We start from the raw sequence: 22,218 nt of genomic DNA, 5'->3' as shown, positions 1-22,218 counted from the left end.
GGCACCGCCCCCGGCGGCACGCCGGGTCGTTGACGGGATTATTGGGAATTGTTGCCCGTCGCCGGAGGCCGCGCCGCGCGCCCGCCCTGACTAACGTGGGACACGGGCACCGGCCGGGCGCCGACCGCCCGGCGGCCGTCCCGGCAACCCGGACGTCCACAGCGGGAGGACGCAATGGCGGTCTCGCTCAACCACACCATCGTTCCCAGCCGCGACAAGCAACGCTCCGCCGACTTCCTGGCCGGCCTGCTCGGCCTGCCCGTCGGCGAGCCGACCGGCCCGTTCGTGCCGCTCCAGGTCGGGAACGCGGTGACCCTGGACTTCGCCGACAGCGGCGAGTCCGGTGTCATGGCGCTGACCCCGCACCACTACGCGTTCCAGGTCAGCGAGCAGGAGTTCGACCAGATCTTCGAGCGGATCGTGGCGGCCGGACTGCGGTACTACGCCCGTCCGCACGAGCCGAAGGGCTATGGGGAGATCAACACCGAGCGGGGCGGCCGCACGGTGTACTTCGATGACCCCAACGGCCATGTCATGGAGGTGCTGACGGCCGGGTGATCCCCGGCCGCACCGCGCGTGCCCGGGGGCGCCGAAAAGCGCCGTCCCCGGGCACGCGCGGTTTCGTGCCACGCCGGTCGGCCACGGTGAGTGCTCACCCGGAAACAGTCGGTAAGATTCCAGCCGTGACAGTGGCGTACGGCTGCCGGACCCGCCCGCAGGTGGCGGCCGCCGGTCCGGTGCCGGCCGCGGAGCGATTCCGCGGCCGGCACCGGACCGGAAACCGGCCGTGACCGCCGGAGTCCCCGCCCGCGCGGCAGGGAGAAGTCGATCAGTGTCGTTCCTACCTTGGAGTCTCGCCATGCGCACGACGCGTACCACCGTCGGGCTCGCCCTGACCTCGCTGCTCCTCGCCGGATGCGGCGGCGGCACGGCCGGTCAGCATCACGCCACGCCGTCGGCCACGCCGACGCACAGTGCCCCCTCCCCCACCGCCTCTCCCGGGCACGGCGCGGGATCGGCCACCGTGACCGGGCGGTTCGCCCCCTACGCGAGCGGGGCCCCGGCCGTGACCTACGACGACAAGGCGGTCCCCGACGGGGCCGACGTCGGGGTGGACGTCAGCGCGGCGGACGACCGCACGGAGTTCGCGCTGCGGGTGCGCGGGCTGCAGCCCGACCGGGCCTACGGCGCCCACCTGCACACCCGGCCATGCGGCGAGAAGCCGGACGACTCCGGGCCGCACTATCAGAACGACCCGGATCCGCACCAGCCGTCGACCGATCCGAAGTACGCCAACGACAAGAACGAGGTGTGGCTGGACTTCACCACCGACTCCCAGGGGCAGGCGGAGTCGGAGACGACCGTCGACTGGGTGCCGCGCGCGGGCGAGGCCCGCTCGATCGTCATCCACGCCGAGCACACGAGGACCGAGCACGGCCATGCCGGTCAGGCCGGCGACCGGCTGGCGTGCGTCAACGTGCCGCTGTAGCTCCGGCCGCCGTGGGTGCGTCCCGGCCGGGACGCACCCACGGCGCGCACCGGCCCCGCTCCGGCGTCGCACGGGCCGGGGATCTCCCCCAAAGGGCACATCGGCCACCCGCCGGCTCCCTCATCGGCGGCGCATCCCGAGTAATCAGCAAAAGCCACGAAATCCCACGGAACGCGAAATTCCATTCCGGACGTTCTCTGGAAATCCCGCGATCCCCATCGGGAACGATTCACAAAACGCGGGGCGCTTGCGATACTCGGTGATCGAGGACGCGCATTCCGGAAGTCCCGCGCGCCTCGCCCGGCAGCCGATCCGACCCCCGCCCGCGCCTCCGCCTTCCGCCGATGCCCCGCGTCCGAGTCGTGCCGACCGGCGCCGGCCCGGCGCCGCCGGAGCACCGGGCTCCCACGCGATGGAGGCAGCGATGAGTGGTGCGGTACTGGTCACCGGCGCGACCGGCGGGATCGGACGGGCGATCGCGCTGCGGCTGGCCCGGGACGGCTGGCGGGTGATCGGCACCACGCGCGACCGGGACCGCGCCGCCGAACTCCGGGCGTGCGCGCGGCGGCACGGCCTGTCCTTAGACACCGTCCTGATGGACCTCACCGACACCGCCTCCCGCGAACGCGGGTTCGCCGAGGCCCTCGACCTGGGCGGCGGCCGGTTGCGCGCGGTGGTCAACAACGCCGGCATGGCGATGAGCGGGACGGTCGAGGACGTCACGGAACAGGCGGCCCGCGACGTGCTGGAACTCAATCTCCTCGGCCCGGTGCAGCTGGCGCGGCTCGCCCTGCCCGTGATGCGCGACCAGGGCGGTGGCCGGATCGTCAACGTGTCGTCGCTGTCCGGCCGGGTGGCCACCCCGATGATCGGCTGGTACTGCGCGAGCAAGCACGGGCTGGAGGCGGTGAGCGACGCAATGCGGATGGAGGCCGAGCGCGACGGCGTGCGGGTGGTGATCGTGCAGCCCGGCTGCTACGCCACCGACCTGTGGAACGAGGTGTTCGCGCGCATGGCCGCCATCGGGCCCTCCGCCTACGCCGACTGCTACCGGCTGCTGAACGCGGTGAAGCCGCTGGTGGCCGGCCGGCTCCCCTCGCCCGAACCGGTGGCGCGCGTGGTCCGGCGCGCCCTCACGGCCCCGCGGCCGCGCGCCCGTTACTCCGTGGGCGTCGACGCGCGGGTGGCGCTGGCGGCCGAACGGCTGCTGCCCGCCCGCACCGCCGACGCGGCCAAGCAGGCCGTGGTGGGGTTGCGCGCCGCCGCGCTGTGGCGGCTGCTCTGCGGCCGCGCGGCGCCCATGGACGGAATTCCGCCGCTGCCGAGCCGCTGAGGCGCGCCACGCCCGGCCCACGGCGGGCGGACGATTACCGGCGCCGCGCTTTCCCGGTCGGCGTCGGAGAGGTATTCCCCGGGTTTTTGCCATCCCGCGCTCTTTTCATGGATAAATTCGCGGTCGGGGCCAGTCACCACAGGAGAAGGCGCGATGGAAATGCCACTTTCCCGTTCGACCGAGTTCTCGGAACACCGCATGTCGGACAATTCCGGTGCACCATGGGACCCAGTGGCGGTGATCGGCATGTCGTGCCGGCTCCCGGCCGGAGTCGACTCCCCCGAGGGGCTGTGGGACGCCCTCCTGACCGGCCGGGACCTGATCGCCGAGTGCGAGGCGCGCGGCCGCCGGAGCGAGCGGCCCCCCGGCGGCGCCGCACTGCCCGCCGGGGGGCGGCTGGACGGGATCGAGGACTTCGAGCCGGCCTTCTTCGGCATCAGCCCCAAGGAGGCCGCCTTCATCGACCCGCAGATCCGGCTGGCCATGGAGGTGGCGTGGGAGGCGCTGGAGCGCGCCGGCATCCCGCCCCGCGACCTGCGCGGCGGCCAGACCGCGGTGTACATGGGCATGACCCAGATGGGGTACATGCTGCACACCTCGCGCACCCGGGCCGAGGTCTACTCCGCCACCGGCACCATGCTCAGCGGCGTGGCCGGACGGCTCTCCTACCTGCTGGGCTGCCACGGCCCCAGCGTCGCGCTGGACGGCGGCTGCGCGGCCTCGCTCATCGCCGTGCACCTCGCCGGTGCCGCCCTCCAGGCCGGCGAGACGGACATGGCGCTGGCGGGCGGCGTCAACATCACCCTCGACGAGGTGAGCACCACCGGGCTCACCGAGGCCGGTGTGCTCTCCCCCACCGGGCGCTGCCGCACGTTCGACGCGGCCGCCGACGGCTTCGTCCGCAGCGAGGGGTGCGGTGTCGTGGTCCTCAAGCGCCTGGCCGACGCGCAGCGGGACGGCGACCGGGTGCTCGCCGTGCTGCGCGGCAGCGCGATCAACCATGTCGGGCCGTCGCGGAGCATCATGCAGCCCTCCGCGGAGGCGCAGCGCATGGTCATCCGCACCGCGCTGCGACGCGCCGGGCTGCCCCCGGACGGGATCGGCATGGTCGAGACCCACGGCACCGGCACGCCCACCGGTGATCCCATCGAGTTCGAGGCGCTCGCCTCGGTCTACGGCCGCGGCGCCGGCCGGTGCGCGCTGGGGGCGGTCAAGAGCAACGTCGGGCACACCGAGAGCGCGGCCGGCGTCATCGGCCTGATCAAGACGGTGCTGGCGCTGCGGGCCGGCCTCGTCCCTCCCAACCTGCACTTCCGGACGTGGAACCCGGCCATCGCCGGAAACGCCGGTGCCACGGGGGACGGCAGAACCGCCGGAAGCGCCGGGGGCGCCTCCGAGCCCGCGGCGCGGACCCGGCTGTTCGTCCCCACCTCGGCGGTGGCCTGGCCGGTGCCCGGAACGCGCCGGGCCGCGGTGTCGGGGCTCGGCATCACCGGAATGAACGCGCACCTGGTGCTGGAGCAGCCACCGGAACCGGTGGCGGAACCGGAGCACACCCCGGAGCCGTCGCTCGCGCGGCCCGGGGTGTTCGTCGTCTCGCACGTCTCGCCGGGCGGCCTGGCGCGGACGGCGGGGCGGATCGCGGACTGGCTGGAGGACGGCGGTGCCGCGACTCCGCTGGCCGACGTCGCGCACACGCTCGCCGCCCGGCGCTCGCCCGCGCCGTACCGCGCGGCGGTGGTCGCCGGCGACCGCGCGCGGCTGTCGGCCGGGCTGCGCGCGCTCGCCACCGGCCATCCCTGCGAGGACGTGCTGACCGGCCAGGCCGACGGCGGCACCGACCCCGTCTGGGTGTTCTCGGGCCACGGGTCCCAGTGGCCCGGCATGGCGCGGGGGCTGCTGGCCGATCCCGCGTTCGCCGCGGCCCTCGCCGAGGTGGAGCCGGTCGCCCGGGCGGAGTCGGGTCTGGAGCTGCGCGACCTGGTCGCCGCGGGCGAGCCGGTGACGCGGATGGACGTCGTGCAGCCGCTGGTGTTCGCGATCCAGATCGGCCTGGCCGCGGTGTGGCGTTCCCGTGGCGTGCGCCCGTCCGCCGTGGTCGGGCACTCCATGGGCGAGGCCGCCGCCGCGGTGGCGGCCGGGATGCTCACCCCCGAGCAGGGCATGCGGGTGGTGTGCGTGCGCTCGCGGCTGCTGGAGAAGGTCGCCGGCGGCGCGATGGCGATGGTGCCGTGGCCGCGCGCCCGTGTCGAGGAGTGGCTGGCCCGCCGGCGGTACCCGGAGGTCGGCGTCGCCGTGGTGGCCTCACCGGGCAGCACGGTGGTGGCCGGCGACGGCGAGGAGCTGCGGCGGCTGTGCGCCGAGTTCGCCGACGCCGGGATCGAGGCGCAGCCGGTCGCGGTTCCGGTGGCGGCGCACTCGCCGAGCGTGCAGCCGGTGCTGGCCGAACTCGTCGACGCCCTGGGCGACCTCGGCGCCGCGCCCGGCTCCCCGGACGTGCCCTTCTACAGCACGGTCCTGGACGATCCGCGCGCCGGGGCGCGGTTCGACGCCCGCTACTGGGCGGCGAACCTGCGCCGCCCGGTGGAGTTCGCCCGTGCCACCGAGGCGGTGCTCGCCGACGGGCACCGGCTGTTCCTGGAGATCTCGCCGCACCCGCTGCTGGTGAGCGCGGTCGAGGAGACCGCCGCGGCCGCCGGGCACCGCGTCACCGCGGTCCCCACGCTGCTGCGGGACCGCGACGATGCCGCCGCGTTGGCGGCCCACCTGGCGGCGCTGTACTGCGCGGGCGGGCGGGTCGACGCGCGACGGGCCTTCCCGGGACGGCTGGCCGACGTGCCCGCCACGACGTGGGACCGCCGGCGCTACTGGCTGGAGGGCGGCGACCGGCAGGTGCGGGCCGGATGCCACCCGCTGCTCGGCGAGCGCGCCGAGGTGCCCGCACCGGCGGCCACGGACGGCGTCCGGCTGGTGTGGCGCGGCGACGTGGGGACGGCGGCGCATCCGTGGCTCGCCGATCACCGGGTGCGCTCGGTGCCGATCTTCCCGGGGGCCGGCTTCCTGGAGATGATCCTGGCGGCCGGGTGCGCGGCGTTCGGCTGCGCCCCGACGGAGGTCACCGTGCGGGACGTCCGTATCGAGCAGCTACTGGCGCTGTCGGAGCGGGTGGAGGTGTTCACCTGCGCGGCGCCGGCCGGGCCCGACGTCTGCGACGTGGAGATCCTGACCCGCGGCGGCGACACCGGGTGGACCCGGCACGCGTGCGGGCGGGTGCGGCGCGTCGACCCGGCGGCCACCCGACCGGATCCGCGGCCGCTCTCGGCGCCGGAGGCGGCACCCGTCACGGTGTCGCAGCAGGAGCTGTACCGGACGCTGGCCGCGATCGGGCCCGACTACGGTCCCGCGTTCACCGGCGCGGCGGGCGTCGCGACGTCCAAGGAGGGAGCGGTCCTGCTCGGCCGGATCGAGGTGCCCGCCGCCGCGCGGCTGCGGGGCGGCATGCACCTGAACCCGGCGCTGCTCGACGTGTGTCTGCAGCCGCTGCTGCTCGGGCTGGACGGCCGCGACCGGAGCCGCGCGCCGGGCGCCGGGCGGCCCTGGCTCCCCGAGCGCATCGACGGGTTCCGGCTGCTGCGCGCCGGCACGCCGATCCGGTGGTGCCGCACCGAGGTGGTGCGCAGTGACGGCGAGCGGGGCCACGGCCGCGCCCACCTGTTCGCCGAGGACGGCACCCCGGTCGCGGTGGTGGAGGAGGTCACGCTGGTGCGGATGCCGCGGCCGTCGTCGGCCGAGCTGCTCCCGCAGCGCCTGTTCGAGGTGACGTGGCGGCCGGTGGCGCTGCCCGAACCGTCCGGCGGCCCGCCCGGAGAGTACCTGGTCGTGACCGAGCCCGGGGCGGCGGACCTGGCGGCCGCGGTCGTGGACCTGCTGACCGCGGCCGGCCGCCGGGCCTCCCGCATCGCGCCGGACACCGGCCTGGCCGCGGACGAGTGGGCGGCGGTGGTCACCTCGCGGGCCGCGCGGCGCTCCGCCGAGGGAGGGCTGGCCGGAGTGGTGCTGTGCGTGCAGCCGGCCGACGCGGACGCCCCGCCGGACCGCGACGGCGCGCTGCGGCGGGTGAGCGCCTGCATCGCGCTGGTGCGGGCGCACTCCGACGGCGCGTCGCTGCCGCGGCTCTGGCTGGCCACCCAGGGTGGGCGCGACGTCGGCCCCGACGGCCCGGCCGACCCCGGTCAGGGCGCGCTGCGCGGCCTGGTCCGGGTGCTCGCGGCCGAGCACCCGGAACTCCGTCCGTGCCTGGTGGACGTCGACGGCGACCCCGCCGCGCTGGTCGCCGAGCTGTGCGCCGACTCCCCGGAGGACGAGGTCGCCTGGCGCAAGGGCGAGCGGCACGTCGCCCGGGTGACCCGGGCCCCGCTGGCGGCGGGCGAGCGGCGGCCGCCGCGCCTGGTGCCGCGCCGGTTCGGCCGCGACGGGTTCGTCGCCGTCCCGGACGGGTCCGGGACGCTCGGCGGCGTGCGGCTGGTCGAACTGCCGCGCCGGGCCCCCGGCCCCGGCGAGGTCGAGGTGCGGATCGCCGCCACGTCGGTGAACTTCCGCGACGCGATGATGGTGCTGGGGCTGCTGCCGGACGAGGACTGCGACGGCGGCACGCCGATCGGCATCGACTGCGTCGGCACCGTCACCGCCGTCGGCCGCGGCGTGACGCACGTCGCGCCGGGCGACCGGGTCCTGGCGGTGGCGCTGGGGATGACCGGATCGTTCCGGGTCGTCACCGGCGCGCTGGTGCGCCGCATCCCCGGGCATCTCGGGCTGGAGGAGGCCGTCACGTTCGGCGTGCCCTATCTGACCGCGTGGGTCGCGCTGCGGGAACGCGCCCGGTTGCGTCCCGGCGAGACGGTGCTCGTGCACTCCGGCGCGAGCGGCACCGGCCTGGCGGCGCTGCACGTGGCCCGCAGCGCGGGCGCGCGGGTGATCGCGACCGCCGGCACGGAGGAGAAGCGCGAGTACCTCCGCCGTCTGGGGGTCGAGGAGGTGCTCGACTCCCGCACGCTGGACTTCGCGCCGCGGGTGCGGGAGCTCACGGGCGGCCGCGGCGTGGACGTGCTGCTGAACTCGCTGGCCGGCCCGGCGATGCTCGCGGGGCTGGAGCTGATATCGCCGCGCGGCCGTTTCGTGGAGCTGGGCAAGCGCGACCTGCAGGCCGACACCCGCATCGGCCTGCGCGCGCTGCGCGGCAACGCCACCTACGGCAGCGTCGATCTGGCCTCGCTGGTGGCGGACCACCCCGACGAGGTGGGCGCGTGGCTGGACGCGGTGCTCGCCGAGGCGCAGGCCGGCCGGTTCGTGCCGCTGCCGACCCGGGTGTTCCCGTTCCAGCGGCTGGCCGAGGCGCTGCGGGTCATGGCGACCGGGCAGCACATCGGACGGCTCGTGGTGCGCATGCCGCGGGACGACGAAGTGCGGGTGGTCCCCGAGCCGGGCGGTTCGCCGGCGGTGCGTCCCGGCGACGCCTACGTCATCACCGGCGGCCTGCGCGGCCTGGGACTGGCCACGGCCCGGTGGCTGGCCGGGCACGGGGCCGGGCGGATCGTGCTGAACGGCCGGTCCGCGCCTTCGGAGGAGGCGCGCGTGGCCATCGCGGAGCTGCGCGCCGCCGGAACCGAGGTCGAGGTGGTGCGGGGCGACATCGCCGACCAGGCCACCGCCCCGCGGCTGGTCGCGGCGGCCACCGCCGGCGGGCGCGCCCTGCGCGGTGTGCTGCACAGCGCGGTGGTGCTCGACGACGCCCCCATCTCCGCTCTGGACGCCGCCCGGGTGGAGCGGGTGTGGCGGCCCAAGGTGGACGGCGCGTGGCAGCTGCACCTGGCGACCCGCGACTGCGACCTGGACTGGTTCGTCACGTTCTCCTCGATGTCCACCCTCATCGGCAACCCCGGGCAGGCCAACTACGCGGCCGCCAACGCCTGGCTGGACGCCTTCGCGGGCTGGCGGCGGGCGCACGGCCTGCCCGCGCTGAGCATCGCGTGGGGCCCGTGGGGCGAGACCGGGCTGGCCCGGGACTTCGCCGAACGCGGCGCGGCGACCATCAGCACCGAGGAGGGCGTGGCGGCTTTCGAGGCACTGGTCACGCACGACCGCGTGCACACCGCCATGGGGCCGTTCGAGCCGGCCGTGTGGTTCCGCGGCTTCTCGCACACCGCCGCGGCGCCGCTGTTCTCCGCGCTGGTGACCCCGGGCGGAAGCGACTCCGGCGGCAGCCAGGGCGAGATCATGGCGATCCGCGCGGCGGCGGCCGGCGCCCCGCGCCGCGCGCTGCTGCGCGCGCACCTGACCGGCCTGGTGGCCGCGATCACCAACGCCCCGCGTGCGTCGATCCGCACCTCGGCGGGGTTCCGGGCCCTCGGCATCGACTCGCTGATGGCGGTGGAGCTCCGTAACCGGCTGCGCAGCGGCCTGGGCGTGGAGCTACCGCTGAACGCGATCTGGTCCCATCCCACGGTGGCGGAGCTGGCCGCGCACCTCGACCGGCACCTGGAGCCGTCGCCCGTGGCGGTGGGGGGATGATCCGCGCGGCGACACGGCACCCGCCTCGGCGGGCGGGCACCGGCCGCTTCCCGCCGTTCCCGTGCCGGCCGGCGTTCAGCGCGATCCGCCCGGAAAAAGCGCCGGGGGCCCGGGAGCCGGAACCGAGTCGCCGTGCCCGTGCCCGCACCTCCACTCCCGATCCGCTCACGCGGCCGGTGGCAGGGCGCGGGCGGATCGGCCGGCGTAGTGGCGATCCCCCGGTCGCAACCGGCGCGACCCGGTCATCACCCCCGCCGCCGGCATGCTCTTCGGCGGTTCCCGCCGCCCCGGGCGCGCCGCCCGGGACCGGCCGGCCAGGGCGGTGGCCGCCGCGTGCGGCCCGGTGGGCCGCGCCGTGCCGCACGCGGGTGGGCGGCGTCACTCGTCGCCGTTGAGCATGGCCGCGGTCAGGACGTTGCCGGCGACGCCCCAGCCGCCGTCCGCGACCTCGTCGACGAGCACGACCGTGGTGGGCCGGGCCCGCTCACCGTAGATCTCCGCGTACAAGTCGGTGGTGCGCTCGACGATCTTCTTCTTGTCCTCGGTGGTGATGGTGCCCGCGGGAACCTTGAAGTGGGCGAACGGCATGCGGTTTCTCCTTCGATCGGGTTTTCTTCCGTGGCTCAGCGGTCGGCCGGACTCGGCGTGGTCGGCTCACGCCGTCCGCTCGCAGGGCCGTTGCCCGAGTGCCCTTCCGGGCCGGTGCGGAAGGCGACCACACCGGCGATCCGGTCGATCCGCTCGGGCGTCGTGCCGTCGAGGAACGGTCCATGGCCGTGGGACCGGGGGGTTCTCGGTCATGGCCTCCATGATGTGCGACGCCGGCCTTCCCAGCCAGGGGACGTCATCCCCTGGGTCAACGGCCCCGCGGAGGTCCGCACCTCGACCGGCGGATCGACGCCGCGGCCGTTGAGCGCGCGGTCGTGGTGACCGTCCGCGGCCACGCCGGTGACCCACCGCGATCGCGACGCTACGCTTGTAGAGCCACCCGCCTCGCCCCCAGGAGCAGCAACATGGGCCGACACGAAAACCAGGACAAGCCCCGCGACAGTGGATCGGGAGGGAGCGCCGGCACTGACGGGAACAAGCCGAATGATCACGGCTCAGAGGGTGTTCCTCCCCAGAGCGGTGACGGCCGGAACCCCGGCGGGTGAGCGTGCACGGCCCCGGGGCGCGGCTCGCCGAGGTGCTCACTTCGGTCGGTGCCATCACCGATCCGGCCTGGCACCGCGCGATCCGCGCGGTGCCGCGGGCCCCGTTCATCCCCGACACCGTGTGGGTGTCCTCGCGCGACCGGCCGGGCTGGTACCGGCCCATCACCTCCGACGATCCCGAGTGCCCGACATGGGCGGACGCCGACTGGTCCCTCATCACCCAGGTGGACGACGGTGTGCCCGCCGGTGAGGACGGCTGGAGCCGGCTGCCCACTTCCAGCATCTCCCAGCCCTCCCTGGTGGTGGCGATGCTGCAGGCACTGGACGCCCGGGACGGGCAGCGGGTGCTGGAGATCGGCACCGGAACCGGCTACAACACCGCGCTGCTGTGCGAGCGGCTCGGCGATGAGCGGGTGACCTCGGTGGAGATCGACCCCGAAGTGGCCGACAGCGCCCATCGCGCCCTCGGCAAGCTCGGGTACCGGCCGCGCCTGGTGGTCGGCGATGGCGTGCTGGGCGTGCCCGACGGCGCTCCCTACGACCGGCTACTGGCCACCGTGGCCGCCCACGACGTTCCCACCGCGTGGATCGGGCAGGTCCGCCCGGGCGGGGTGATCGTCACGCCATGGTCGACGTGGTTCTCCCCGGGCGTCCTGCTGCGCCTGGAGGTGGCCGGTGACGGCGGCGCCTCCGGCCGGTTCGTGGGCGAGGCCGATTTCATGATGCTGCGGTCGCAACGCTCGCGCTCGCCCTTCGGCGAGTGGCGCGAGTACGTCGACGAGAACGACCCGGCCGCGGTGGCGGGCCGCACCAGGACCAACCCCCGCTGGATCGCGTACCGGAACGACGGGTGGCGGCTGGTGGCCGGTCACCTCGTGCCCGGTGTCGACTTCGTGTCCTATGAGGCGGCCGACGGCTCCGGCGAGGCTTCGGTGTACGTCTTCGATCGCGGCCTGGGGACCGGCTCCTGGGCGCTCGGCGAGTACTCTCCCCGGGAGGACTCCTGGGAGACGAGCGTGCGCGGTCCCCGTGACCTGTGGGCCGAGATCGGCGCCGCCTGGCGGGTGTGGCAGCGGGCGGGTCGTCCCGGGCGGGACCGGCTCGGCCTCACCGTCACCCCGGAGGGGGCACAGGTCCTGTGGGCCGACGTTCCCGAGCGGACCCTGACCACGGCCTGAGCGGCGGGCCGCGCGCCGGTCAGGCCGGCCGTCCCGCCGGGCGCCCGCTGGTCCCGGTGGCGGGCACTCCCGGGAAACCGGTGCCGAGCAGCCGGAGCAGTGGCACGGCCTTCACCGCCGTCTCGGCGTACTCGGCCTCCGGGTCGCTCAACGCCGTGATGGCGCCACCGATCCCGTAGCGGATCCGGCCCGGGGTGACCACGGCGGTGCGGATGACGACGCTGAGATCGGCGGCGCCGTTGAGGGACAGGTAGCCGATCGCCCCGGAGTACACGCCGCGCGGGCCGTCCTCCAGGCGGTCCAGGATGCGGGTCGCGCGGAGTTTGGGCGCGCCGGTCATGGAGCCGCCCGGGAACGCGGCGCGGACGCAGTCCACCGCCGAGACTCCGGGGCGCAGCCGGGCGCGGATCGTGCTCACCATCTGGTGGGCGTGCGCGTAGCTCTCCACGTCGAAGAGCCCGCTCACCTCGACGGAGCCGACCTCGGCGCAGCGGCCGAGGTCGTTGCGGACCAGGTCCACGATCATCAGGTTCTCGGCGCGTTCCTTCTCGTCCTCCGCCAGCTCCCGGCGCAGTTCGGCGTCCGCGCGCGGGTCGGCGGAGCGCGGGCGGGTGCCCTTGATCGGGCGGGACTCCGCGACGCCGTTCCGGTCCACCCGCAGCAGACGCTCCGGCGAGGCGCTGAGCACCGACAGTTCGCCGAACCTCAGCAGGGCGCCGAGCGGTGTCGGGCTGATGCGGCGCAGCAGCCGGTAGGCCCGCCATGGGTCGACGGTGCGGTGCGCCTCGATCATGTTGGTGAGGCACAGCTCGTAGCTCTCGCCGGCCGCGATGAGCTCCTGGCATTCGGCGATCAGCGCGAGGTAGCGGTCGCGGTCGTGCCGCAGCCGCAGCGCGGGGGCCGGTCCGGGGGAAGCGGCCGCGGATCCCCGCTCAAGGGGCGCGGTGCCCGGCCCCGGTGCGGGCGCCGGCTCAGGGCGCCGGCCGGCCAGCTCGGCGAGCTCGCGCGCGGTGCCCTCCAGCCAGTCACGGGCCGGGCGTTCCTCGGCGTCCTCGGCCAGCGCGAGCAGGTAGGTGGTCGCGGTCGCGTGGTCGAACACGACCGCGCGGTCGGCGAAGACGGCCATGGCATCGGGCTCCTCCGCGCGGTGCGTGCGGTCCGCGCCGCATTCGGCCTTCAGGCCGTAGCCGAGGTAGCCGACCCACCCCAGCGCGAAGTCGAAGGGCAGCGGCGGCACCTCGGTCCGCAGGGACCGCAGGTCGCGGTCCAGCCAGTCGAGGAAGCCGCCGGGCTCCGGCCGGACCGCGTCGCGGGTGCGGACCAGGACGGAGCCGCGCCGCACGTCGGCGGACGCGACGCGGGCCAGTGGCCCGTCGGCGTCCCCCATGACCGAGCAGCGGCCGGCTCCCGCGTCGCGGCGGCCGGCGTCCAGCCAGAACGCCGTGGCGGATCCGCCGAACAGCCGGTCGAAGACGACCTCGTCGTCCCACCTGGTGGGCAGCCGCTCGACCAGCACGCGCAGCCGCCGCACCCGGTCCGCGGGACGGGCCGGCCGCAGCCACTCGGCGCCGGGCGACACGCTCGCCGCGCCGGGGCGGGCCGTCGTCCGGCGGCGGGTGAGCTCGGCGAAGTTGCGGAGCAGGCCGAGCCCGTGCGTCGTGCGGATGGACTCCGGGTGGAACTGCACGCCCCACATCGGCCGGTCGCGGTGCCGCAGGGCCATGACCACGCCGTCGGCGTCCCACGCGGTGGCCTCCAGCGGCGGCGGCAGGTCGGGGCCCACCGCCAGGGAGTGGTAGCGGACGACGTCGAGCGGGTCGGGGAGCCCCGCGAACAGGTCGGTGCCGCCGTGGTGGATCCACGAGACCCGGCCGTGCCGTTGCTCGGGCGCGCGCGCCACGGTGGCGCCGCCGGCCAGTGCGATGGCCTGGTGCCCCAGGCAGACACCGAGCAGCGGCAGCGGGCACTCGGCGGCGAGGTCCCGGCAGATGCCGACGTCGGCGGCGCGTTCGGGCGTGCCGGGGCCGGGTGAGAGCACCACGTTGTCGAAGCCGGCGAGGCGGCCGGGGTGCCAGCCGGGCTCGTCGTTGCGCACCACCACGGGCGGCAGGCCGTTCACCTCGGCCAGGTAGTGGGCGAGGTTGTGGGTGAAGGAGTCGTAGTTGTCGACGAGCAGGGTGCGTACGGGCCGCGCGGTGGCGCCCGGCGCGGCCGGGACGGCGCGGTCGCTCCGTGGCACTCGCACCCTGTGTCCCCTCCGAAACGCCGCCGGATCGCCTCCCGGCGGCCTCGCCGGCCTGCTCCGCGCCGGACCGGCGCGGATGCGGGCCGGTGCCGCGGCCGGCCTCATCGGCGTGCTGTCCGCTGACCAGCGTACCCGGGCGCGGCCGCGCGCCCCGTCGCGCCCTCCGGGATCGGGGCGGCGATGCCGCCCGGCGGGCCGGGGCGAGGCGGCCGCCCGGCGGTCACCGGCCCCGGCGCCACCGGTCCCGGCGGCGTGGCCGGGACGGCCGCGCGCCGCCACGCGGGTCCTCCGTTCCGGTGTCCGCGCGCGCGTCCCGGTGCCGCGGTTCCCCCTCGGCGGCCGGCACGGTGGCGGTCTGTTCGGCCTGCTCCCTGACGCGCTCGGGCGGTTGCGGGGTGAACACCACCGGCAGCGCGGTGAGCGCCCGGGCGAACGGCGAGTTCCGCCAGCGGAGTTCGGATTCGGGAACGGCGAGCCGCAGCTCGGGCAGGCGTTCGACCAGGATCTCGACCCCGTTGCCGGCGATCATCCGCGCGATGTCCTGCGCCGGGCAGCGGTGCGGGCCGACTCCCCACGCCAGATGCGCGCGGTTCGCCGTCTCCTGGATCCGCTCCCGGTACTGGTCGGCCAGGAACCGGTTGGCCGCGCCGAGGCCGAGCAGGATCGGGGTGCCCTCGCGGATGATCCGGCCGCCGGCCAGTTCGATGTCGCGCACCGGGTAGAGCACCGGGAAGTTGGTCACCGGCGGGTCGGACCACAGCGCGCGGTCGACGGCGTCGTCGATGCCGACCCTGCTGCCGGCGAGGTCCGCGGCGAACTCCCGGTCGGTCAGCAGCAGCCGCATGGTGTTGCCGATAAGGTTGGCGGTGGACTCGTCGCCGATTCCGAGGATGAGCACCAGGTGGTGCAGCACCTCCTCCCGGCTGAGCCCGGCGTCGTGGGCCATCAGCCGGGACAGCACGTCGTCGCCGGGGCGCGCGCTCTTGGCGGTGACGGCCTCGCTCAGGGTTCGCTCGTAGGCGGCGTTCGCGCGTTCGGCGTCCGTGCCGTCCCACATGCCGCGTACCGCCTCGGCCAGCCGCCGGCCCGCGTTGTCGCCGAAGCCGACCAGCCGGGTGAGCACCAGCAGCGGCAGTTGCCGGGCGTAGTCGGCGAGGAGGTCGGCGCGGCCACGCGCGCAGAATCCGTCGATGAGCCGGTGGGCGAAGCCGCGCGCGTCCGCCGCGATGCGGTGCGCCTCCGCGCGGCCGAGCGCGTCGGTGACGGCCCGGCGCAGCCGCAGGTGCCGGTCGCCGTCGGCGAACATCGCGTTGGGGCGGTACGCCATCATCGGGACGACGCGCGCGTCGTCGCGGACGCGGCCCGCACGCCAGTCCCGCCAGCGCCGGGCGTCCCGGCTGAACGTGCGGGTGTCGCGGCACCACGCGGTGATGATCGTGTAGTCGATCACCAGCCAGGCGCGCACGCCCGGCTCCAGTTCGACCGGGACGACGGGGCCGTGCGTGTCGCGCAGCCGCTGGAGGACGGCCTGCGGATCGGCGTGGAACCGCGGATCGTGCAGGGCCGCGTGGGGGCACGGATGTGTCACGGGGCAGATCCTGGAGAATCCGGGGCGGCACCTCGCGATGCTCGGTACGCCGGCTGGACGGCGGGCATCACCACACAATGCCAACGGTTTCGGTTCGGGGGCTAATGTTTGGCCGGTTCAGGGCACCGCACTTCCGGTCCGGCGCCCGATGGGGTAGGGCATTTCACCATTTCCACGATCCCCCGTATATCGGGATGAAATGCCGCGAGGTGCGACCGGGTAACGCGCCGCATTCCACCCACCGGCCGAAACGCAACCGGTGGCATTCCCGGCCTCCCCCACGCCCGGTCCCGGGCGTGGGGGAGGCCGCGCGCACGGCCGCGGTGCGGTGGCGGCGGTCCCGGTTCCCCGGTCCCGCCGCCACCGGCCGTCCGCCGTGGCGGGCGGCTCAGCCGAACAGTTCGTCGTGCACGGCGAAGGCCGTCGCCACGTCCACCTGCGACCAGAAGCGGTGGTAGGTGAACGTCGGCGCCTCGCCGCCGTTGAGGTAGGCCTCGACCTGCGGCCAGTCGGGGTCGTCCTGGTAGAACGACCGGATGGAGGAGAACGTGGCGCCCGGCTCGACCGGGTCGCCGTTGGCCATCTGGCCGGACCAGCCCTGCGGGATGTACACCTCGTCACCGAACCGCTCGTAGTCGGCGCGGACCTCCGGGGTGGCGACGCCGATGGCGTCCCGGTTGGCCAGCAGCGCGTCCAGCAGCCCCTCGCCCATGGCGCGGGCCTCGGCGTCGCCGGAGGCGGCGGCGTAGTACAGCAGCGTCTTGGCGAGACCCGCGGCCACACCGACGTCCTGGCCGTGGGAGACCACCTCGACGTGCAGCCCGGTGTTGCCGGAGGGCGTCCCCGTCCAGGTGTCCGGCTGGCCGCTCCATTCCAGGTCCGAGGGCACCGCGAAGGCGCCGTCGGCGCCGACCGTGGTGTTCGCCATGGCCCACGGCACCCACTTGTCCAGGATGGCCCCGGCACGCTCGTCGCCGGTGGTCTGGTAGAGCTGGGCGACCCGCTCAATGCCCCAGACCTGGAAGCCGAACCACCGGTTGGACGGCGGGTCGTGCCAGACCGGCTGCCAGTCGTAGTACATCCCGTAGAAGGTCGGGGAACCGGCGGGCGGCTCACCGTAGTCGCCGCCCCAGCTGTTGGTCGCGCCGCCGGCGATGCCGCCCTCGGCGGACTGCAGCCACTGGAGGAACTCCAGTTGCCGGTCCATGCTGACGGCCCAGTCCTCGGCGCCGGTCGCCGACTCGGGCCGCAGCACGTCCACCTCGGACAGCGCGTAGGCGGCCAGCGGGTTCTGGTAGCCCTGGTGCGAGGAGCTGCCGCCGATCCGCCAGGCCCACGGGTACTGGGCGTTCTGCAGCGCACCGCCCCAGGCGTAGTACCAGGACATCAGGTAGTGCGCGCTGTTCTTCCCGGTACCGGGAGCGCAGGAGTTCGCGCCGACGCAGTCGCCGATCTCCTTGAAGTACTTGTCGTACATCGCGTACCGCAGGTAGTCGCCCATCTTGGCGGCCTTGGCGACCGTCTCGGCGACGGCGGCGGCGTTGCCCTGCTCGCTGGCCCAGGTGTGGGCGAGGTAGGCCACCTGCACCGCGCGGGCGTCGGCGTCGGGGGCGTTGGTGTAGCGCCACTGCTGCGAGTAGCTCGCGTCGTCGGTGAACAGGTCGAGGAACCCGTTCGGCCCGCCGTGGTCGAACGTCTCGCACGAGGGGTGCGGGACCGTCTCCCACACCGACTCCTGCGATCCGCGCTGGAAGGTGTTGATGTAGGCGGGGGCGTCGTCGCTGCCGTCGCCGCAGAAGCCGTACCCGTAGGTGTTGTCCACGTCGAGCAGCCAGTGCATGCCGTAGATCTCGTCGGTGCCGTAGGTGCTGCTCAGCTCGTCGGCGAGCGGATCCTCGCCTGCGGTCACGCTGTTGTCCAGCGCCGAGGGATAGCCCTCGGGGCTGTCGTGCTCGGGGATGTAGGTGGCGGGCGAGTCGGGGTTGTACGAGGCGTTGGTGGGCTGGTCGGCGGTGCCCGGGATGATGAACGCCTCCATGGACGCCCAGGCGTCGTTGAAGGGCTGCCACTCCCCGGTGATCCGGCCGTAGGTGGCCTCCAGCCAGAGGTAGTAGCTGAACGCCTCGGAGGTGGTGGCGTGGCCGTGGTCGGGCGCCTCCACGATGAGGGTCTCGACGGCGTGGTAGGGCACCAGCATCCCGTCGAACTCACGGAAGTACCCGTTGGCCGGATCCTTGATCTTCTCGTACTGCTCCAGGAAGGCGTCGTCGTAGGCGGAGATGGCGGGCGGGGGTTCGGCGTCCGCGGCCGCCGGGCGGGGCGGGGCACCGCCCGGGGCGGCGGCTGCCGCGGCGGGCAGCGCGGTGGCGACCAGCGCCACCGCCAGGGCGCCGGGCAGCAGCCCCGTGCGGAGCAGCCGGGCCGCCGGCGCCGACAGTGGAGATCTCATGGTGGGGGACAACCTCCCGAGGTTGACGGAAGCGGGGGGCGTCCCGGAAGCCCGCCCGGGCCGGGAGCCCGGGCGGGCTTCCGGATCGGGTCCGTATCCGGGAACACATCGTCATGGGAGCGCTTCCACGGGATAGTAACCAGTCGAAAACAACCTGTAAACAGCACATTTCCGGATCATCACGACAGTCACTCACGCCGCATTGCCGGCCGCCACGGAAAGGTGAGACAGATCTGACTTCGCGCCGGGTCCGCACCGTTCGGTGCGCGATCCCGGAAATCGATCACCGATCCGGGCGGTTTCCCGATCCGGCACCACCCGGAAATCGGCGCGGCGCCACCGCCGGATGCGCGGCGCCGAATTCGCAGCGAAACACCACTTTCACGCTTCGTTAACGAATGTTACATTCGTCGGCAAATCATGGGAGCGTTCCCACAGCTTCACGTCAGTGCCCGTGACACCTGCCGGAGACCCCCGGAGAAGGACGGACCGATGGAACGGAACGATGACTCCAGCCGGCGCCCGTACATTCGCCGCAACGGCGCGCTGCTGGCCGCCGCCGTGTTCGCGCTGAGCCTGGTCACGCCCGCCGCGGCGCAGGCGCAGACCGGCGCCGCCAGCGGCTCCCTCCGCGAGCACGCCCAAGCGCGCGGCGTCCAGATCGGGGCGGGCATCGAGGCCGGCCCGCTCACCAACGAGGCGCAGTACCGCGACATCCTCGCCGCGGAGTTCAACGCGGTCACCCCCGGAAACGAGATGAAATGGGAGTCGGTCGAACCACAGCGCGGACAGTACCGCTGGGGACCGGCCGACCAGATCGTGGCGGCCGCCGAGGCCAACGGCCAGCAGGTCCGCGGACACACCCTGGTCTGGCACAGCCAGCTGCCGTCCTGGGTGGCCAACGGCGGGTTCGGCGCCGAGGAACTGCGCGGCATCCTCCGGGACCACATCGAGGTCGAGGCCGGCCGCTACGCCGGCCGGATCTACGCCTGGGACGTCGTCAACGAGCCGTTCAACGAGGACGGTTCGCTGCGCGACTCGGTCTTCTACCGCACCCTCGGCGAGGAGTACATCGCCGACGCGTTCCGCTGGGCGCGCGAGGCCGACCCGAACGCCCGGCTGTACATCAACGACTACAACGTCGAGGGGATCAACGCCAAGAGCGACGCCCTGTACGAGCTGGTCCGCCGGCTCCGGGAACAGGGCGTGCCGATCGACGGTGTGGGCCTGCAGGGCCACTTCATCCTGGGCCAGGTGCCCGGCACGATCGAGGAGAACCTGCGCCGCTTCGCCGACCTCGGCGTGGACGTGGCCATCACCGAACTCGACATCCGCATCCCCATGCCGGCCGACGCCGCCGAGATCCAGCAGCAGGCGCGGGAGTACGAGAGCGTGCTGGCCGCCTGCCTCGCGGTCTCCCGCTGCACCGGCGTCACCGTCTGGGGCATCACGGACCGGCACTCCTGGATCCCCGGCACGTTCCCGGGTTACGGCGCCGCGCTGCCCTACGACGAGCAGTACCGGCCGAAACCCGCCTACCACGCGCTGCACGACACCCTCGCGGCGGCCGTGGTGAACGACGGCGGCACCTCCGTTCCGGCCGGCCCGCCCGGCGCCGCCGCACCGGCGGGCTGACCGGCGCTCCCGGGCCAACGCACATCCCCCACGCGCGTCCCGGCCCAGCGGCCGGGACGCACGGCGCACGAAGGAGCAGGCGCACATGCGAACCCGACGACGGCTCGCCGCCATGGTGGCGGGCCTGCTGGTCGCCACCATGGCCGGCTCGGCGCAGGCGGTCCTCGCCGCCCCGGCCGAGGAGACGGCCGCCGACTACCAGTGGAACAACGTGGAGATCGTCGGCGGGGGATTCGTCCCCGGCATCGTCTTCAACCAGTCCGAACCCGACCTCGTCTACGCGCGCACCGACATCGGCGGCGCCTACCGCCTGGACCCCGGCACCGGCCGGTGGATCCCGCTGCTCGACTGGATCGGGTGGGACGACTGGAACCTCACCGGAATCGCCGGCCTGGCCACCGACCCGGTCGACACCGACCGCGTGTACGTGGCCGCCGGCACCTACACCAACGACTGGACGTCGGACAACGGCGCCATCCTGCGGTCCGCCGATCGCGGCGCCACGTGGGAGCGCACCGACCTGCCGTTCAAGGTGGGCGGCAACATGCCCGGCCGCGGTATGGGCGAGCGGCTCGCCGTCGACCCCAACGACAACCGGATCCTGTACTTCGGCGCGCCCAGCGGCAACGGCCTGTGGCGCAGCACCGACCACGGGGAGACCTGGTCGGAGGTGACCTCCTTCCCGAACCCGGGCGACTACGTGCAGGATCCCAGCGACTCCAGCGGCTACCTCTCCGACGAGCAGGGCGTCGTGTGGGTGACCTTCGATCCGGGCAGCGGCTCCGAGGGCCAGGCCAGCCAGAACATCTACGTCGGGGTCGCCGACAAGGAGAACACCGTCTACCACTCGACCGACGGCGGGCGGACCTGGGAGCGCATCCCCGGGCAGCCCACCGGGTTCCTCGCGCACAAGGGCGTGCTCGACCACGAGAACGGCGTCCTCTACATCGCCACCAGCGACACCGGCGGACCCTATGACGGCGGCAGCGGCGACGTGTGGAAGTACGCCACCGCGTCCGGCGAGTGGACACGGATCAGCCCCGTGCCCTCCGACAGCGAGGACAACTACTTCGGCTACAGCGGGCTGACCATCGACCGGCAGAACCCGGAGACGATCATGGTCGCCACCCAGATCTCGTGGTGGCCGGACGTCATCTTCTTCCGCAGCACCGACGGCGGCGAGAACTGGACCCGCATCTGGGAGTTCGCCAACTACCCCGAGCGCACGACGCGCTATGAGATGGACATCTCCGGCGCGCCGTGGCTGGACTTCGGCCAGAACCCGGCTCCACCGGAGACCGCTCCCAAGCTCGGCTGGATGACGGAGTCCCTGGAGATCGACCCGTTCGACTCCGACCGGATGATGTACGGCACCGGAGCCACCATCTACGGGTCGGAGAACCTGACCGCCTGGGACCGGGACGAGACCGTCACCATCGAGGTGATGGCCCAGGGCCTGGAGGAGACGGCGGTGAACGACCTCGTCGCCCCGCCGACCGACACCCCGCTGATCAGCGCGCTGGGCGACATCGGCGGGTTCCGGCACGACGACGTGACCCGGGTGCCCGACCGGATGTTCACCGCTCCCGCGTTCGACAGCACCACCAGCCTGGACTTCGCCGAGCAGAACCCCGATGTGGTGGTCCGGTCCGGCGACTTCACCAAGGCCGACCGGCCGAACGACCGCAGCGTCGCCTTCTCCACCGACGGCGGCGCCAACTGGTTCCAGGGCGGCGAGCCCGGTGGCGTCACCGGCGGCGGCACCGTGGCGGCGGCGGCCGACGGCAGCGGGTTCGTCTGGTCCCCGGAGGGCACCGGGGTGCACCACACGACCGGGTTCGGCAACTCGTGGGCGCCGTCGCAGGGCATCCCCGCGGGGGCGGTCGTCGAGTCCGACCGGGAGAACCCGGACGTGTTCTATGGATTCTCGGGCGGCCGCTTCTACGTCAGCACCGATGGCGGGGCCACCTTCAGCGCCACGCCGGCCGGCGGGCTGCCGGCGAGCGGCGACGTCCGGTTCAAGGCCGTCCCCGGCGAGGAGGGCGACATCTGGCTGGCCGGCGGCGAGGGCGACGGCTACGGCCTGTGGCACTCCACCGACCAGGGCGCGTCCTTCACCCGGATCGAGGGCGTCGAGGAGGCCGACAACATCGGGTTCGGCGCCGCCGCGCCCGGCCGCGACTACCCGGCCCTGTACTCCAGCGCCCGGGTCGACGGCGTGCGCGGGATCTTCCGGTCCGACGACGCCGGCGCCACCTGGGTCCGCATCAACGACGACCGGCACCAGTGGGCGTGGACCGGCGCCGCGATCACCGGCGATCCGGACGTGTACGGCCGCGTCTACGTGTCGACCAACGGCCGCGGGATCATCTACGGCGATCTCGCCGGGTCCTGAGGCTCGCCCAGAGGGGCGCTCGCCCTTCCTCCGGGGCGACCGCACGCCGCTCCGGAGACGAGGCGCCCCTCCGGCCGCGCGGGCGGCCACGTCCGCGCGGCCCCCGGGTGCGGCCCGGACGGGCCGCGCCAGCATCCCCCGTCCTCCTCCCCCGCGCCGCCGCACCGGCCGCGCGGCCCGCCGAA

The 22,218-nt window shown here is 74.3% G+C and carries 11 protein-coding genes; 7 read left to right on the top strand and 4 right to left on the bottom strand.

The window, feature by feature from the left end; genetic code table 11:
* Positions 1-174 precede the first annotated feature (174 nt).
* The 4 genes from ACFQRF_RS13255 to ACFQRF_RS13240 all read left to right on the top strand — a co-directional run bounded on the left by ACFQRF_RS13255 (position 175) and on the right by ACFQRF_RS13240 (position 9,389).
* Positions 175-558 (top strand): VOC family protein, encoded by a 384-nt coding sequence (locus ACFQRF_RS13255; protein WP_379871360.1) that lies wholly within the window; start codon positions 175-177, stop codon positions 556-558.
* Between the two features lie 301 nt (positions 559-859).
* Positions 860-1,489 carry a superoxide dismutase family protein gene (locus tag ACFQRF_RS13250; RefSeq protein WP_379871359.1) on the top strand — a complete coding sequence of 210 codons (630 nt, stop codon included), beginning with the start codon at positions 860-862 and terminating at the stop codon, positions 1,487-1,489.
* A gap of 424 nt (positions 1,490-1,913) precedes the next feature.
* A complete protein-coding gene (locus ACFQRF_RS13245; RefSeq protein WP_379871358.1) occupies positions 1,914-2,822 on the top strand; it encodes an SDR family oxidoreductase in 909 nt (302 codons plus the stop codon).
* A gap of 231 nt (positions 2,823-3,053) precedes the next feature.
* Complete coding sequence (locus ACFQRF_RS13240) at positions 3,054-9,389, top strand: SDR family NAD(P)-dependent oxidoreductase (RefSeq protein WP_379871357.1); 6,336 nt, start codon at positions 3,054-3,056, stop codon at positions 9,387-9,389.
* A gap of 378 nt (positions 9,390-9,767) precedes the next feature.
* Here ACFQRF_RS13240 and ACFQRF_RS13235 read toward each other — a convergent pair whose 3' ends face one another.
* The gene (locus ACFQRF_RS13235) at positions 9,768-9,977 is read right to left on the bottom strand and encodes a 4-oxalocrotonate tautomerase family protein (protein ID WP_379871356.1); all 210 of its coding nucleotides are present in this window, start codon (positions 9,975-9,977) and stop codon (positions 9,768-9,770) included.
* A gap of 562 nt (positions 9,978-10,539) precedes the next feature.
* On the opposite strand from ACFQRF_RS13235, the gene ACFQRF_RS13230 reads away from it, so the two are divergent.
* Positions 10,540-11,721 carry a methyltransferase domain-containing protein gene (locus ACFQRF_RS13230; protein ID WP_379871355.1) on the top strand — a complete coding sequence of 394 codons (1,182 nt, stop codon included), beginning with the start codon at positions 10,540-10,542 and terminating at the stop codon, positions 11,719-11,721.
* Between the two features lie 19 nt (positions 11,722-11,740).
* Here ACFQRF_RS13230 and pabB read toward each other — a convergent pair whose 3' ends face one another.
* From pabB to ACFQRF_RS13215, 3 genes are all read right to left on the bottom strand, one after another.
* A complete protein-coding gene (gene pabB, locus ACFQRF_RS13225; protein ID WP_379871354.1) occupies positions 11,741-13,966 on the bottom strand; it encodes an aminodeoxychorismate synthase component I in 2,226 nt (741 codons plus the stop codon).
* 220 nt (positions 13,967-14,186) lie between these two features.
* Entirely contained in the window at positions 14,187-15,554 is a 1,368-nt protein-coding gene (locus ACFQRF_RS13220; protein ID WP_379871353.1) for a cytochrome P450 family protein, read from the bottom strand.
* A 388-nt stretch (positions 15,555-15,942) separates the two neighbouring features.
* Complete coding sequence (locus ACFQRF_RS13215; protein ID WP_379871352.1) at positions 15,943-18,003, bottom strand: glycoside hydrolase family 48 protein; 2,061 nt, start codon at positions 18,001-18,003, stop codon at positions 15,943-15,945.
* A 492-nt stretch (positions 18,004-18,495) separates the two neighbouring features.
* On the opposite strand from ACFQRF_RS13215, the gene ACFQRF_RS13210 reads away from it, so the two are divergent.
* Together ACFQRF_RS13210 and ACFQRF_RS13205 are read left to right on the top strand one after the other, a co-directional pair.
* Entirely contained in the window at positions 18,496-19,638 is a 1,143-nt protein-coding gene (locus ACFQRF_RS13210) for a glycoside hydrolase family 10 protein (RefSeq protein WP_379871351.1), read from the top strand.
* An 85-nt stretch (positions 19,639-19,723) separates the two neighbouring features.
* Positions 19,724-22,033 (top strand): WD40/YVTN/BNR-like repeat-containing protein, encoded by a 2,310-nt coding sequence (locus ACFQRF_RS13205; RefSeq protein WP_379871350.1) that lies wholly within the window; start codon positions 19,724-19,726, stop codon positions 22,031-22,033.
* Positions 22,034-22,218 lie beyond the last annotated feature (185 nt).

The organism is Marinactinospora rubrisoli (assembly GCF_042664915.1).
Lineage (GTDB): Bacteria > Actinomycetota > Actinomycetes > Streptosporangiales > Streptosporangiaceae > Marinitenerispora > Marinitenerispora rubrisoli.
This window is presented reverse-complemented; position numbering and strand designations above follow the sequence as displayed.